Origin of the sequence: Thalassospira alkalitolerans (assembly GCF_002115745.1) — a bacterium.
Classification (GTDB): Bacteria; Pseudomonadota; Alphaproteobacteria; order Rhodospirillales; family Thalassospiraceae; genus Thalassospira; species Thalassospira alkalitolerans.
Genome location: NZ_JFKB01000003.1, coordinates 138,537 through 155,115, shown reverse-complemented (window position 1 = coordinate 155,115; position 16,579 = coordinate 138,537). Strand labels below are relative to the sequence as shown.

Genomic DNA, 16,579 nt, shown 5'->3' with positions numbered 1-16,579 from the left:
CCCTACTTGGGATTAATTTTTAAATCCATTGCATCTTTGAAAGGCACATAGGCCATTCATATACCATGGTATAGACTAATCACATAACTCCATCAACAGGAGACACGCTGATTCCCTGTCTAATTAGATTTTTTTCATGTTTTATGTGAGTTTTAAAGACGAAAATCATCCATGACAGAATCTGTCAGGTTGTATAGGGGGTCTAAGACGGTCCCGACTCGGAGCACCGTCGCCTATTGTTCGCGGAATGCGCGCTCAAAACTATCGGTGATCGGTGCAAAGAGATAAGCAAGGATAGTCCGCGCACCTGTAACGATTTCAAGCTGTGCAGCCATACCGGGCGACAAAATCATGCCTTCGTGTTCGGCCATACTTTCGGCATCAATCTCGATCATGGCCTGAAAATACGGGCGGCCTTCCGGATCCGTCAATCGATCGGGTGAAATATCGGCAACAACACCTTTTACCGGCGCGAACCACCGCTGACTGAAGGCTGTCACCCGGATATTGACCTCGAGTCCCGCATGAACAACATCGATATCGTTGGGCGAAACCCGCGCTTCGATCACCAGCTTGTCGTCCTGCGGCACGATTTCAAGAATTTGCGCACCGGGCGGAATAACCCCGCCAATCGTTGTAAATTGCAGACTGGTTACCGTACCCGCACGCGGTGCCTTGATATCGGACCGCACCAGAATATCCTCGGCCGAGCGTAAACGTTCGCTCAGGTCGGAAATCTCGCCCTGAATGTCCCGAAGTTCAGTATTGATGGTTTGCAGATTGTCGCGCGTCAGCTGTGCCTGACTGGATTTAACCTGTTGGATTTGCTGTTCAATGCGGGCGATATCGGCGGAAAACCGCCCGATATTTCCCAGCACCTCGACCAAGCGGCTTTCAAGCTGCAACAATCGGGTCCGTCTGGCATAGCCAAGGTCAACCATTGGTTTGACCATCGCGAGCTCTTCCTTGACGATCCCGACCTGCTGCTCGGCGGCAATTTGCTGCTCGCGCGTGCCGACGATTTCGCGGCGCAATTCCTTGATCCGCTCGTCATAAAGCTCAAGCTCGCCGCGAAACGCATTGATCCGGCTGTCAAACAGGGTTTCCTGAGACTCGACAATACCCGCATAGCGCGGATCATCAAGCGGTGCCGGAAAAGACAACCGATCCTTACCGCTGCGTTCGGCAAACAGGCGCGCCTGTGTCGCCAACGCATTAAGATAACGATTATTGAGCAAGTCAAAACTGGCCCGCGCCCGTGTATCGTCAAGCCGGATCAGGACTTCGCCACCCTGCACACGCGTGCCATTACGCACCAAAATGTCGCGGATGATCCCGCCTTCAAGATGCTGTACGCTTTGACGGCCGGAAAATGGCGCAACCACGCCACTTGCTGTTGCGGCGGAATTGATCCTGGCTGTTGCCGCCCACAGAAATACCGATCCCACCCCAAGGATCAAAATCAAAAGCCCGATCCGCACCAGCGGTTTGACATCGGTTTCAAGTTCACGCGCAATCGGGAGCTGAACACCTGCCATTATGCCCCCCCGCGACGGCGGCCAGCCGACCCTTCGACCACGCGAAGCTGTGGCGGATCACTGCGCTTTGGACGCGGCGCACCGGCGGATGGTTCTGGCGCCGGGGCGGACGACTGTGCGGCAGCACGATCGGCCCGCAAGGCCGCCTTGCGGGTTGCCGATTTTTCCCGCGCGCGCTCACGCACAGCTTTTGCCTCTGCCTCAAGCGCGGCTTCGCGGGCAGTTTTCCGCGCGCTCAATCGCTGCTTTTCCTGCTTTTCACGGGCAGCAAGGCGGTTTCTCTCGGCACGATCATCACCCTTTGGCACCGCTTTTTTGCGCGTAACCGGGCGCATGGTCATCATGGTACCACCCGGCGTCGGCTGCGGCGCCATTTCGCTGCGTGCGGCTCCGGCTTCTGCCGTTGTGGCGGTGCGGGCTGGCTTAACCGGCGCCTTTGCCGCAACAGACGCGGCACGCGCCGGGGCCTTGGCTGGAACCGGGGCTGGTTTTGATGGGGATATTGCCGCGGGCATCGGGGTTTGATGCCGCGGGGAATTCTTTTCAATAATCGAGCGCGGCGCATCCGGATTGGGCACGGCAATTTGTTTGGGCGTAATGCGCATCTGGCCATCCGCAACCGGGGCGACCCCAGCCGGAATATTGGCAGGAGCATTACCCGGGGCATTAATCGGCGGCGCTGCCATCTCAGGCTCAAAGGAGAGTGGCGGCGATGCCGGAACCGCCACCTGATCGCCTTTACCACGCACCGGAACAACTTGAATCTGCCCATTGGCAAGGGCCAGAACCGCATCGGCACGCACCAGAATTTCGCGTTCGTGACTGACGATAAAGGTCGTGATCCCGGCACTGCGCACAATATCAATCAGGGCGCTGATATGGCTGACCCCCATGTCGTCAAGGGCCGTAGTCGGTTCATCAAGCAACAACAGGCGCGGCCGCCCAAACAGCGCCGCGGCAAGGGCAATCAATTGACGCTGCCCGCCCGAAAGGTTGCGCCCGCCCCGTTCGACCCGGGTTTCATACCCATCAGGAAGATCAAGAATGAATTTATGCGCCCCGGCCAGTTCGGCCGCCTGAATGATATCGCGCATCTCCGCATTGCCAAGACGGGCGATATTTTCGGCAATCGTTCCGGGGAACAGAAACGGGTTTTGCGCCAGATAGCCGACCTGCGGCCCCAATTCACCGCGATCAATCCGTGATGCTTCCATTTCATCAAGTTTGATCGATCCTGATCCCGGCACCCAGATGCCCATGATCAGTTTCAAAAGCGCGGTTTTACCAACCCCGTTAAACCCGGCAATCGAAATCACCTGCCCCGGTCCGGTCTTAAACGAAAAGCCCTTGAACAAAACATTGCGGCTGCCCGGCGGAGCAAAGACCAGCCGGTCGGCCGTCACCGACATGCCGCGCCCGCGCGGCAGCGGGGCCGCAATCGTCTGGCGGCTTTCAAGCAGGATTTTATTCAGGCGTTCGAACGAATTGCGCGCTGAATTCCAGCTGCGCCATGCCGAAACCGCCCCGTCAAACGGTGCAAGGCCGCGCATCCCCATGATCATCGATGCGACCATGATGCCAATCGTGATGCTTTCTGTCAGCACCAGATAGGCGCCAACCCCGATAAAGGTCACCTGCATCGAAAGCCGAATGAAATGCGACAATGTGGTCGATGTTCCGACCCGGCGACTTGATTGGCCTTCCCAATAAAGCGCATCGGACTGATCCGCCTGCCAGCGCTGACGAGCCGATGGGGTCATGCCCATCGCTTCCATCGCCTCGGCATTGCGGACATAGGTTTCTTCCTGCGCAATACCCCGGTTATGGCTTTCTTCGGATCGATCAACTGAAATCTTGGCGGCGGCTTCATTGGCAATCGCAATCAGGATCAGGATCCCTGCCCCGGCGCACGCCACAATGCCCAGGCGCGTATCAAAGATAAACACCACGCCGATATAGACCGGCGCCCACATGAAATCGATCAGGGTAAAAGGGCCAGAACCGGTCAGAAACCCGCGCAGACCATAAAGATCGCGCAGGGGGCGCTGGCGCATATTGTTGCCGCGCGCGGCCTGTTGCACCACATGGGCAAACAGATCGCCGCCAAGCCGAAGATCAAGTGCTGTCCCGACCCGGATCAACAGGCGAGAACGCAATTGTTCCATCGCCGCGATAAACATCAGAACCAGCACAATACCAAGCGTCAGCAGCAAAAGCGTATCGACACTGCGGCTTGAAAGTACCCGGTCAAACACCTGCATTGAATAAATCGGAATGACCATATTCAACATGTTGATGATCATGGAAAATCCACCGACAAGGGCTATCGACCGCCAGAACATACGTTCCAGCGGGGTCCGATCCGCTTCTCGTGCCGCGCCCGACTTGCGGGCCGACTGGATTTTATCCAGCAGGGCCATTGCGTTCCTTCCGTAACCCCGTTTTCATCCGTCGTATCCATGCTGTCGAATTCCGACGCACGCGCCGACTGACCCGTGACACACCTGTCACAAGCTACCTATCCGATTGCATAAGCACTATTCTAGGGCAACATATAAGGATGTGTTAACAAATTCAGGAAATTCAACCATTTGCGGCGGATACAGCGTATGTTTCACGCACAGACGGTCCGATATAAAATCGCGAATCCGCATCCCCAACAATCTGTCGCATCTATTTGGCCTCAGGCGCAACTTATTGGCAAATCGTCCTTTTTGCGGATTTGAATTGCTCCAGCTCAAATCCACAAAAAGGCATTGTCTTTAATATCGGGTCCAACACCCGCTATGCTGATGGCAATCACAATGTCCAGGAACAATTCCCTATCCCCTTGCTGTCGGCAGTATAAAAGAACAAATCTTTAGTCAAAGACGTCCCTTCGAAACGATAGAATCGGCGGGAATAGAATCGGAAAACCGGATGGAAAACGAAAAACCAAACCTGCCCGTCTTTCTTCAGCAATTTCTGGCAATCAGCCCGGGCGGCGTTTCGCATACCGTGCCGCTGATGGCCTGTATGGCCGGTGTTCTGGCAACCTGTGCCTGGATGCTGGGCGGGGTATCGATGGCCATTTCGGCGGCCATTGCCGTTGCCCTGATGCTGGCAGTCGCACCGATGATTTCGCCAGACGTCCTGATGAAACTTTTGCGCGCCCGTCCGCTTGATATCGCGGCCTATCCTGCGATCTACGAAATGGCCGCGATGCTCGCCCACCGCGCCGGGCTTGATTACCTGCCAAAACTTTTTCTGCTGCCGGGCAAAGGAGTCAATGCCATCACCACCGGCACCGCCGGGGATACAACCATCGCCATTTCAAGCGATGCCCTGCATGGACTTTCCCCGCGCCAGATGCGCGCCGTTCTTGCCCATGAAATCGCCCATGCATGGCATGGTGATACCCGTATATTGCTGATGACCGATGTGCTGTATCGCGCAACATGGACGATTGCCCTGTTCGGATTGATGGTTTTCATCTTCGGCAGCTTTAATCCCCCCGCATGGATGATCATCGTTTTTGGGACGATACCGACCATCAGTTTCCTGCTGCAACGGGCCGTCATTCGCGACCGTGAATTTGCCGCCGATCACGGGGCAAGTGATCTTTTGAATGGCCCCGAAGACATGATTGATGCGTTGCTTCATATCGATAAGATTAATCGCAAACGCCTCGGCCTGATCCCGTATCGCAGCACACAGCCGCCGTCTCTGCTTGACACCCACCCGTCGGTCAAAGTCCGCATTGAAGCCCTACGCGGTATTAACCCCGGCACTTGGCAGAAATTCTTTGAAACACGCCGCCCACCCGGCACAACCTGATTGCCCCCAAAGCACGTAAAACCATGTCCGGCCCCGATGGATCGGATTTCGCAACCAATATAATCGTTTACCTTGTCGTGTCGGCCCGATATACGGCCCCAACTTTACAGGGGGACAAACCGGTTTGGGATTGTCACTATGTTGTCCTGCCCCAACAGGCCCATAAGCACAAAAAGGACAAAGGAAACCGATGCCAAGCGTTGATATGCTCGCGGAACTGATCCCGATTTTTGTCACCTTGTTTGTGATTGTGGACCCGCTGGGCCTTGTTCCGGTTTTCATCGTCCTGACGCAGGGAACCAATGCCGCCCATCGCCGTCGCATGGCGGTTCGGGCCTGCATCACCAGTTTCCTGATCCTTGCGACCTTTGCCGTTGTCGGTGAAAGCGTGCTTGGCATTTTTGGCATTCACATGCCGGCATTTCGTATTTCAGGCGGCACGCTTTTGTTCCTGATCGCGCTTGAAATGCTGTTTGAACGGCGCAGCCAGAAACGCAACCAGCGTGCTGAACAGGTCCATCAGGAACTTGAAGATGAACACGATCTGGATCAGCAGATCGAAGCCTCCAAACCGGCACAAGACGAAGAAGAACCAGACGATATTTCGATCTTTCCGATGTCGATCCCATTTCTGGCCGGTCCCGGTTCGATTGCAACTGTCATGCTGTTGATGGGCCGGTATCAAGACAGCGTCGTGATGCAAGTCAGCGTCGTCGCCGTTGTTGGCCTTGTCATGCTATGCGCGCTGACCATGTTCCTGCTGTCGGGTATTGTCGCCAAACGCCTTAGCCCGACTGTCGCCACCGTGATCTCGCGGCTGTTGGGTATGATCCTTGCCGCCCTTGCCATCCAATTCATCATTGATGGCATCAAACAGGCGTTTTTCTAAAACACCAACGGCGGCAATATTACCGAATTACCGCGCGCTCCAAACATAACCGGCATAACCAATCAGCATCACAATACCGATACCCCGCCCGATCACCGGGCGGCGCAATAACAGGGTCAGGACCAGCGACACGGCAATCATCACCGGCAAGTCAAAGGTTATGAACCGGCTGGCAACCGGAATGGGTGCGATGACCGCTGTCAGCCCAAGAATACCAAGGATGTTGAAAATATTCGATCCGACGATATTGCCAATCGCGATTTCGGATTGTTTGCGAAGGGCCGCGATTAATGACGTCGCCAATTCCGGCAAGGACGTCCCGACGGCAACAATGGTCAGTCCGATAAAGGCCTCGGACACGCCAAAGGTCCGGGCAATCGTCACCGCACCATCAACCATAAAATCCGCCCCGACCATCAAAGCAGCCAAACCGCCCACAACCCAGACCAGTGCCACGGGCATCGCCATCTGCGGTCTATCGCCAAGGGATGAAAGATCATTTTCATCCGCAATTGGTGCCTTGCGCGACTGGCGATAGGCAAACACAAGATAGGCCACCAGTGCGATAAACAGGATCATCCCGGCGACACGGCCAATCTCGCCAAGGGCGAAAACCGGGATCAGCACAACGGCGGCCACCATCATAACCGCAGTATCACGTTTAAGCGTATCGCCCGAAACCCGGATCGGCCAGACAAGGCTGGATAAACCGACAATCAGCAAAATATTGGCGATATTTGATCCGATCACATTGCCCAGCGCAATATCAGGCACTCCGCGCAGGGCCGCCCCGACCGAAACCAGCAATTCCGGCGTCGAGGTACCGAACCCAACCACCGTCAACCCGATCAAAAGCGGCGGCATCGCCATACGCTGCGCAATCCCGACGCTGCCCCGCACCAAGGCTTCACCGCCGAAAAACAAGCCAACAAGCCCGCCCAGCACCATCAGATATTCCAAAACGCATCCCCCATGATCGGCATTGAGCACGACACAGCTAACACCATAGAGCGCAGATGTGTGGGGCCGCGCCGACAAGCGCAAGCCTGTCCCGAAAACATTCCCGCCAAACACAAACCGACCGGAATATTATTGATGGGGAACGATGAAAGCTGCGCCCTGAGACAGGTCGCACCGTCACCGGATACCCTTTGTGATCCTGTATGCGTGAACCATCCTGCGGCGGACACTTAATCGCCAAACGTCTTGGCCCGACAGCGGCTTTCTGATCGGTCATTGTGCCACACCTTAAAACGTCACCAACCGCCCCCTCTGATTTTCAAAAAACCACTAGCCCTTTAGCCCGGCATGGGCCAATGCCGCAATAAGGTCGGTGCGTGTCACAATGCCGATAATCCGGTTATCCTCAACAATCGGAACCGCTTCGCATGCTCCATCCGCCATAAGGGGCAATAATGCCGCAATAGGAGTACTTGCCGTTGCGCGCGGCTCTGTTACCGACATAATTTCAATTGCGCGGACTGGTGCATTACGCCGACGATCAATCAGGCGGGCCATCGCCGAAAGCAATCCTCGATCAAGACGCAGGGCGTCTTCTCTTGCGCGTCTAATCAGGTGTATTTGAAAAATCACCCCGATGAACCGGCCATCACCTTGGATAACCGGCAATGACGTAAAACCATGGCGACGAAAAAGGTCGGCAACATCACTCAATGGTGTTTCGGCATCAACGGTTACAAGATCACGTGACATGATTTGTTCCGCTGTAAGAGGACCGACCTGGTGGGCCGCAACCTGAATTTCCGCCGCACCAATCAACCGTGCAAGATCTTCAACACCAAGATTAAGCGATTGCCGGTACTGTTGCAAAATAGTGTTGAGTTCGGCCTCATCCAGACCAAGTCGCTCAATCGGTGGACGATCAGCCGTCAGATGCGGCCCCCTGTCATCAAAATGCCGAAGCGGATATTTTCTGCCTGTCGCACGGGCATAAAGTACTGCTGTCAACACAAGCATACTCGTAATCACCGCCACCGGCGTTACAACAAAGCGAAATCCAAGTTCCATGACCATATCGGGGTTCATCGCGGCAACCATCGCCACCGCACCGCCCGGTGGATGAACAGCACGCGCCAATATCATCCCCACGATAGCAAGCCCGACAGCAACCGCCACACGCAAAGCCGGATCATGAATGACATAACAGATAGCCACGCCAACAACGGCAGCAACACTGTTACCCACGATTGCCGACCATGGCTGCGCCAACGGACTATTGGGAACCGCAAACAAAAGGACCGCCGACGCCCCGAAAGGCGCAATCAGGTACAGTCCAACATCATGTAAATCAAAGAATGACAGCGCGAACCCGACAACCCCAAGCCCGATCAGCGCCCCACCCCCGGCACGCACAGCCTCTCTGGTCGTGCTGACCGGAATCGCCGGATAAAGCACGCGAAATCTGCTTGGTTTCATCAGAATGTTTCGTTTCCTTGTTCAATATTGAACATAAAATTATTGTTTATTTTTAAATAGTTCTAATTTTTCTCGTAGTTATAATCAGCTCCCCCGTCAATATCCAAAACAGCACTCGTCAGACAAAAAAAAGGGAGGACAATCTGCCCTCCCTTCATACTTTCACCTGTCAGATGATCAATCCCAGCGCTTCGTCGCGCGGATGATGGCATCGGTATCGATCTGATAGTGTTTATACAGATCGATGCTGTCCCCACACTGGCCAAAGTTATTCACCCCAAGCGGCGCCACCGCATGCCCCCGGACAGAACCAAGCCACGCCATTGCCGCCGGATGGCCGTCAATCACCGTGACAAGACGGGCATCCGATGCCAGCGGTTTCAAAAGATTTTCGATATGGGACATCGTGCCAGACGCTTTGCCTTCAAGGCGGGTGCGTTCCAAATCCTGCCATTCGTTATATAGCCGATCGGTCGAGGTCACAGCCAAAAGCCCGATGCCCGGATGATCGACAGAAAGCTTTTCCCAGGCGGCAATCGCTTCGGGGGCCATCGCCCCGCAATAGGCAATTGCCATTTTGCAATCCTTGCCCGGTTCACGCAGCCAGTACCCGCCCGATACGATTTGTGATTTGGTCTCATTGGAAAGGTCACGGTCGGGCTGGGCCACCGGCTTGGTCGACAGGCGCAGGTAAACCGACCCGCCATCGGGATTTTGCAAATGATCAAACGACCAGCCCATGATGGTGGCAACCTCATCGCCAAAGCTTGGCTCGAAACTGGTCAGCCCCGGCTGGCCCATACCGATCATGGGTGTGCTAATCGATTGATGCGCCCCGCCTTCGGGTGCCAGCGAAATACCACTTGGTGTGGCCACCACCATAAAGCGCGCATCCTGATAACAGGCATAGTTCAGCGCATCCAACCCGCGCGCAATGAACGGATCATAAAGGGTTCCAATCGGGAACAGACGCTGACCAAACAGGCTGTGAGACAGGCCAAGGGCGGCAAGGTTCAGGAACAAATTGTTTTCGGCAATGCCCAGTTCGACATGCTGGCCTTCGGGCGATCTGATCCATTTCTGGGCCGAGGGGACCTTGCGTTCGCGGAATTCATCGGCAAGGTTTTCACGGCCAAACAAACCACGCTGATTTACAAACCCGCCAAGATTGGTTGAAACCGTGACGTCCGGCGATGTGGTAACGATACGGTCCGCAAGATCGCAGTCTTTCATCTTGGCCAGTTCGTTCAGGATTTTACCAAAAACCTCCTGCGTGCTTGAGGTTTCAACCCGCGCATAGGGCATTGCGGGAATATCAATCACCGTCGCCAGCTTTTTGCGCGCTTTGCCATCATTAAAGGGTGCTGAATTGATAAAGTCCCGGATTTTATCCTCGGCCATATCAAGACCGGCGGCGTAATCCCATTCCTGCCCGTCGCTGATATTGTTTTGTTTTTTAAATGCATCCATTTGCGGCACATTCATCAGGCCCGCATGATTATCCTTATGCCCCTGCAACGGTGTGCCATACCCCTTGACCGTATAGGCGATAAAGATCGTCGGTTTGTCGTTTGGCACCGCATCAAATGCGTTCAGCACCGCTTCCATGCAATGCCCGCCCAGATTGGTCATCAGATCATGCAAGGCATCATCGTCATAATCGCCAAGCAGGCTTGTCAGCGCATTGTCACCGGGCATATCGCCCAATATCTGTTTGCGCCATGCGGCACCGCCTTGGAACGTCAGCGCGGAATAGACATCATTCGGGGCTTCGTTCAGCCATTTTTTCAACGCCTTGCCGCCCGGCTTGGCAAAGGCATCGTGAAGTTTACGACCATATTTGATTGTGATCACATTCCAGCCAACCGCGCGGAAAAACCGGCCAATGACGCGGAACAGATGCGCATCGATCATACCATCCAGGCTTTGACGGTTATAATCGATCACCCACCAGACATTGCGAATGTCATGTTTCCAGGTATCAAGCAACGCTTCGTAAATATTGCCTTCGTCAAGTTCGGCATCGCCAACAAGGGCAACCATGCGACCGGGTTTTTCACCGCGCGGCAGCATATCCTTATAGCGCAGGTAATCCTGCGTCAGCGCAGCAAAATTGGTGACCGCCGCGCCAAGCCCGACCGAACCAGTCGAAAAATCAACAACATCGCCATCCTTGGTCCGCGACGGATAGGATTGCGCCCCACCAAAGGCGCGGAAGTTTTCCAGCTTTTCTTTCGTCTGGCGACCAAACAGGTAATTGATCGCATGAAAGACCGGCGATGCATGCGGTTTAACCGCAATCCGGTCTTGCGGACGCAGCACATTAAAATAAAGCGCCGTCATCAATGTCGTCATCGACGCACAGCTGGCCTGATGGCCGCCAACCTTGATACCATCGCGTTTCGGACGAATATGATTGGCGTTATGGATGGTCCAGCTTGATAGCCAACGCACCTTTTTTTCAATCTGCCCCAGCATTGCAAGGTCTTTGGCCGCCACACGCCCGGTCGAACTTGCTTCGATCATTTCGCCGATTTCTGGGGTGCTATTTTGTGCTGACATCTTTCTCTCGCCTTTTGGGTTACCCTTTGCGCCCGGATGCCAGTGCAATGCGGGCTGCAACATTTCGGTATTGAATTACCGATTTTTAAGACACTCCGCAGAAAATCAAGATTCCACAGGTGCATTTCACATAAGATTAGACACTTTCGGTCCGGTCTTTGAACTTCACGCGAAGGTTTGGTCGAACATGTCGAATTTCCCGCCGGTAACAAAATTTCGCGAAACGGGTTGGTGCCTGTTCGCGGCGACGATTCGCACGCCCCGTCGGGACAGAATCTGTTTCTTACAACCTCCAGCGCGACCGCAACGCCCCCTGTCACCCGCAATGCTGTGCCGGTGAAATCATGAAAACACGCGCCGGATTCATCGCCATTTTGCTGACAATCCTGTTTGGCGTGACGGCCGTTTACACCACGATTGCCGCCACCGCCAATGCTCAGACCATCAAGGCCCGCTTGCCAATGGCGAATTATTCGCCCTATTGCAAAGGCGATATCAGTTGGGCGGAACATTCCGAATATCACATTGAACTGTTACGTCTTGCGATCCGCTATAGCGGCCAGGACATCGATCTGGTGCCGGTTTGCATGGAATATCCGACCGAAGCCAGGCGGGTCAGCATGCTAAAAACCAACGATCTGATTAATGTCGTTTTCTTTGGCACCACACCATCACGCGAAGCCGACCTGCTGCCGGTCTATGTTCCGATCTATCTTGGGACGACGGGATTGCGCCTGTTTTTAACCCGCCCCGACATCAGTCAAAAACTTGCACAGGTTCGCACCATCCGTGACCTTCAAGGTTTTAGCATGGGCCAGGGACTGGGCTGGCCGGATGTGGAAATCCTTAAACGCAATGGGTTTGACGTCACCGGCGGGCGATACAAGGCCTTGCACGAAATGCTTCATGCCAAGCGGTTTGATCTTTATCCGCGCGCTTATTGGCAAATTGCGGCGGAACAAAAATGGATGAGCTATCGCGCCCCTGACATCATGATCGATACCAATGTCGCGCTGTATTACCCCCAGCCGATCTATATCTTTGTCAGTCCCTTTGCGCCGGACCTTCGTAATGCGATTAAAACCGGCCTTGAACGCGCCCATCAAGACGGCAAAATACTGGAACTGCTGCGACGCCATCCGCAAACCGCACCATCTTTTGCAGAACTCGACCTTAAGGCGCTGCGCATCATCGAAATTGACAACCCGCTTTTGCCCGCCAGATCACGGCTGGCCCTTGCAAAATACTCGCTGATCCACACGCTTGGCCTGTCGAACCCCCTTCCGGAAAGCACGATCAATCACGAAGATTAAGCACCGCGCTTCGCACAAAATCACACTGGCCCGCCCGGCAAAACCGGGCGGGCCAGAAAAACTTGATGTTGTGATTACTCTGCCGCAATCGCCATCTGATCGCCATCCAGCGCCTGTTCCAGATCGGCCAGAATATCGTCGATGCTTTCAAGCCCGGCCGACAGACGGATCAGGCCATCGGTGATCTGATACTCGGCGCGCTCTTCGGGCGTATAGGTCGAATGGGTCATCGATGCCGGATGCTGGATCAGGGTTTCGGCATCGCCAAGGCTGACCGCGCGCGTGATCATGTTAAGGCCGTTCATCAGTTTACGGCCTTCTTCGATCCCGCCTTTAAGCTCAAACGCGATCATGCCGCCAAAGCGGGCCATCTGTTTTTTGGCCAGATCATGCTGATCAAAACTTTTAAGGCCGGGATAGAAAACGCGGTCGACCTTTGGATGGTTTTCAAGAAAATCGGCGATTTTCTCGGCATTGTCACAATGACGTTCCATCCGCAGTTCAAGCGTTTTAAGGCCGCGCATCACAAGGTTGGCATCTTGGGGCGACAAAACCGCCCCGGTCATGTCTTTGAGCCCAACCAAGCGCACCTGTTCCATATCTTCGGCACCGCCAATCACAGCACCCGCCATAAGATCACCATGCCCACCAAGATATTTGGTTGCCGAATGGACAACAATATCCGCCCCCAGTTCAATCGGGCGCTGTAAATACGGTGTGCAATAGGTGTTATCGACTACGACCTTGGCGCCATGTTGATGGGCGATTTCGGAAATCGCTTCGATATCGACAAGGCGCATATTCGGGTTTGCCGGGGTTTCGAAATAGACAATCTTGGTCTTGTCCGAAATCGCCGCTTCAAGGTTTTTCGGATCGGTCAGATCGACATGAGTGTGCTTGATGCCAAACTTTTCCAAACCATGCCGGAAAAAGGCAAATGTGCAGCCATATAAGGTGCGATCGACAATGATCTCGTCACCCGGCGCAATAAAGGTCCAGAAAACCGATGTGATTGCCCCCATGCCCGATGCGGTCGCAACGGCCGTTTCGCCGCCTTCAAGCACCGCAAGGCGGCTTTCAAGCAGCGCCAGCGTCGGGTTGCCAATGCGCGAATAGATAAAGCCCTGTTCTTCACCGGCAAACATCCGCCCACCCTGTTCGGCGGTTTCAAAGGCAAAGGTCGAAGACATATAAACCGGCGGGTTCAACGCGCCATTATGGCTTTGCGGGTTATATCCATGATGGATGGCGCGGGTGGCGAAACCGGATTTTGTATTGCGCAAATCAGACATGGAAATCTCCCGTAATTTAAAGTGTTCTGCCTTAACCTCCGCAAAGCCCATGCCAGAAATAAAAATCTTTCATTTTCAATAGCTTAGCGAAATCTCGCCATTGCCATGTGTAAACTTAAGTTTACACACATCCACATCACACCAGTCCCTTTGGTAAAATCACTGGAAAACAGCGGGTTAGGTCTGTATACTTTTCGATACAGTGTAAACTTTTTGGTACAGTCATGCGATTTGAGATCACGGGCGAGAACCGGCTTGGCATCACGCGCGACGTTGTGAACGTCCTGACGGATTTCAAACTCGACATCCGCACCTTCGAAGTCACAACCCATCATATTTTTGCCGATATACCGGGGCTTCGCAGTGATCGGTTTGCCTTGGTAACCCATCGATTGCTGCAATTACCCGGTGTTAGTGCCGTTACCCCGATTGATCGACTGCCGACCGAACGCCGACGTGCCTTGCTGCATGCGACGCTGGCCGCGCTTGGCGATCCGGTAATTGCAGTTGATGCCAGCGGCTTGATCGCACAGGCCAATCCCGCCGCCCAGGATATTGCCGGATCACCGGATGCACCACTGCGCGACCGGCCTCTTTCGGATTTCCTGACCGATCCGGATATTAACGATTTACGCCAAAGCCAGTTCCGCCTGCCCGAACGCGAAGTCATCCTGGGCGGGCAGACCTATTTATTGCAGGTCGAACCAATTGGCCATGTTGATGATGGCACGGATAGCGCCGATGACGCCCCATGGGGCGGGGTAATGGTTTTTCACCGGGCCGCACGGCTTGGCCGGGTAATGACGGCACTTCAGGATCGCAGCCATACCGAGTTTGACGACATTATCGGTGACAGCAAAATCATGGGCCGGATCAAGGCACATGCAAAACGGTTGGCATCAGTGGATGCGCCGCTTTTGATCCTTGGCGAAACCGGCACCGGCAAGGAACTTTTCGCCCGCGCCTGCCACCGGGCAAGCAACCGCGCCGATCAACCGTTTCTGGCGCTAAACTGTGCCGCCATGCCCGAAGGCTTGGCCGAAAGCGAGCTGTTTGGCTATGCCGCCGGGGCGTTTACCAGCGCACGACGCGGTGGCAAGCCGGGTTTGCTTGAACTCGCCGATGGCGGCACGTTGTTTTTGGATGAAATTGGCGAATTAACCCCGTATTTGCAGGCGAAACTGCTCCGCGTTTTACAAGATGGCCGGTTTCGGCGCGTCGGCGGCACCGATGAAATTGCCGTTGATGTCCGCATCATCAGTGCAACCAACCGCGATCTTGAAACCATGTCGCATCAGGGCACATTCCGTGAGGACCTTTATTTCCGGCTTAACGTGCTTGGCATTACCTTGCCGCCGCTCCGCGACCGGCGCGAAGACATTGGTGAACTCGCCGATTATTTCGTCACCCGCACCGCCCGGCAAACGGAACGTGACGCGCCGCGCATTGCCAAAGATGCCCTTTCCTGGCTTACACACCACGATTGGCCCGGCAATGTGCGCGAATTGGAAAACATCCTGTTTCGCGCAGTTGCGCTTTTGGATGGTGATATCCTGACCGCGCGCGACCTCAGCACAGCGGCCAGTGGCACATTTGGCGCCCCAGCCACCGAAACCTTCATCGAAGCCGACACCACCGGCGCAACCAAAATCGGATCAAAGGCCCACGCATCGCCTGACCCCATCAGCATCGCCATGGCACAGGAAAGCTTTGGCGCGGGCATGGATATGCTGGAACGTGAAATGCTGACGCGGCTGTATCCGGATTATCCCAGCTCACGCAAACTGGCCGAACGGCTTGGCCTGTCGCATACAGCAGTCGCGCGCAAGCTTCGCAAATACGGCATCAGCGGTTAATCTTGCCACCTTCATTGCAGTGCGGCATGATCTGACTAACTTAACAAGAGGATCAACTCCTCACCCCACAGGGAGAAACATCATGCTGACAGGTAAACGCGCACTTGTAACCGGATCAACCAGCGGCATCGGACTTGCCATGGCAAAGGCCCTTGCCGGGGCCGGGGCGGATGTGATGCTGAACGGCTTTGGCGACAAAGACGCGATTGAGGCCACCCGCACATCGCTTGAAACCGAATTTGGCGTGACGGCGCATTATAACGGTGCGGACCTGTCCAAGCCCGATCAGATCGAAGCAATGATGAAGGATGCGGCGGCAAAATTCGGCGGCGTTGATATCCTGATCAATAATGCAGGTATTCAGTACACCGCCCTGATCGAAGATTTCCCGCCGGAAAAATGGGATGCGATTATTGCGATCAACCTGACCTCGGCCTTTCACACCATCCGTTTTGCCCTGCCCTATATGAAGCAACGCAACTGGGGCCGGATCATCAATACCGCCTCGGCGCATGGCCTTGTCGCCTCGGTGCAAAAGGCCGCCTATGTCGCGGCCAAACACGGTATCATGGGCCTGACCAAGGTCACCGCCCTTGAAACCGCTGAAAGCGGCATCACAGCCAATTCAATTTGCCCCGGCTGGGTGCGCACCGAACTGGTCGAACGCCAGATCGAAGCCAAAGCCAAGGAAGCCGATATTTCCATCGAAGAAGCCGCAACCAACTTGGTTTCGGACAAACACCCGTCCAAACAATTCGTCACCCCGGAACAAATCGGCCAAACCGCCCTGTTCCTGTGTTCCGACGCAGCAAGCCAGATGACGGGGACGCATATGTCGGTTGATGGCGGCTGGACGGCGCAGTAAAATACAGAAATA

Annotated in this window: 11 protein-coding genes; 5 read left to right on the top strand and 6 right to left on the bottom strand. The window is 54.8% G+C overall.

Annotated features, from left to right (window positions below; translation table 11 throughout):
• Positions 1 to 233: 233 nt before the first annotated feature.
• Positions 234 to 1,538 carry an HlyD family type I secretion periplasmic adaptor subunit gene (locus TALK_RS05830; protein WP_085616825.1) on the bottom strand — a complete coding sequence of 435 codons (1,305 nt, stop codon included), beginning with the start codon at positions 1,536 to 1,538 and terminating at the stop codon, positions 234 to 236.
• Positions 1,538 to 3,958: a type I secretion system permease/ATPase gene (locus TALK_RS05825; RefSeq protein ID WP_085616823.1), complete on the bottom strand. Its 2,421-nt coding sequence runs from the start codon at positions 3,956 to 3,958 to the stop codon at positions 1,538 to 1,540. The genes TALK_RS05830 and TALK_RS05825 overlap by 1 nt, the downstream gene beginning before the upstream one ends.
• A 499-nt stretch (positions 3,959 to 4,457) precedes the next feature.
• On the opposite strand from TALK_RS05825, the gene TALK_RS05820 reads away from it, so the two are divergent.
• Positions 4,458 to 5,354, top strand: coding sequence for a M48 family metalloprotease (locus tag TALK_RS05820; protein ID WP_085616821.1), 897 nt, complete (start codon positions 4,458 to 4,460; stop codon positions 5,352 to 5,354).
• A 190-nt stretch (positions 5,355 to 5,544) separates the two neighbouring features.
• Positions 5,545 to 6,243 carry a MarC family protein gene (locus TALK_RS05815; protein WP_169714956.1) on the top strand — a complete coding sequence of 233 codons (699 nt, stop codon included), beginning with the start codon at positions 5,545 to 5,547 and terminating at the stop codon, positions 6,241 to 6,243.
• Positions 6,244 to 6,270: 27 nt separating this feature from the next.
• Here TALK_RS05815 and TALK_RS05810 read toward each other — a convergent pair whose 3' ends face one another.
• The 3 genes from TALK_RS05810 to TALK_RS05800 all read right to left on the bottom strand — a co-directional run bounded on the left by TALK_RS05810 (position 6,271) and on the right by TALK_RS05800 (position 11,241).
• On the bottom strand, positions 6,271 to 7,281 hold the full coding sequence (locus tag TALK_RS05810; RefSeq protein ID WP_245829706.1) for a calcium/sodium antiporter: 1,011 nt from the start codon (positions 7,279 to 7,281) through the stop codon (positions 6,271 to 6,273).
• A gap of 252 nt (positions 7,282 to 7,533) precedes the next feature.
• On the bottom strand, positions 7,534 to 8,679 hold the full coding sequence (locus TALK_RS05805; protein WP_085616819.1) for an HPP family protein: 1,146 nt from the start codon (positions 8,677 to 8,679) through the stop codon (positions 7,534 to 7,536).
• Positions 8,680 to 8,856: 177 nt separating this feature from the next.
• A complete protein-coding gene (locus TALK_RS05800; protein ID WP_085616817.1) occupies positions 8,857 to 11,241 on the bottom strand; it encodes a 1-deoxy-D-xylulose-5-phosphate synthase N-terminal domain-containing protein in 2,385 nt (794 codons plus the stop codon).
• Positions 11,242 to 11,585: 344 nt separating this feature from the next.
• Here TALK_RS05800 and TALK_RS05795 point away from each other — a divergent pair, with 344 nt between their 5' ends.
• Positions 11,586 to 12,554 (top strand): substrate-binding periplasmic protein, encoded by a 969-nt coding sequence (locus tag TALK_RS05795; RefSeq protein ID WP_085616815.1) that lies wholly within the window; start codon positions 11,586 to 11,588, stop codon positions 12,552 to 12,554.
• 74 nt (positions 12,555 to 12,628) lie between these two features.
• Here the strand turns inward: TALK_RS05795 and TALK_RS05790 are convergent, their stop codons facing one another.
• Entirely contained in the window at positions 12,629 to 13,846 is a 1,218-nt protein-coding gene (locus tag TALK_RS05790) for a methionine gamma-lyase (protein WP_085616813.1), read from the bottom strand.
• Between the two features lie 224 nt (positions 13,847 to 14,070).
• Between TALK_RS05790 and TALK_RS05785 the strand changes: the two genes are divergently transcribed.
• A complete protein-coding gene (locus TALK_RS05785) occupies positions 14,071 to 15,702 on the top strand; it encodes a sigma 54-interacting transcriptional regulator (RefSeq protein WP_085616811.1) in 1,632 nt (543 codons plus the stop codon).
• A gap of 82 nt (positions 15,703 to 15,784) precedes the next feature.
• Entirely contained in the window at positions 15,785 to 16,567 is a 783-nt protein-coding gene (locus tag TALK_RS05780; protein ID WP_085616809.1) for a 3-hydroxybutyrate dehydrogenase, read from the top strand.
• Positions 16,568 to 16,579: the final 12 nt, after the last annotated feature.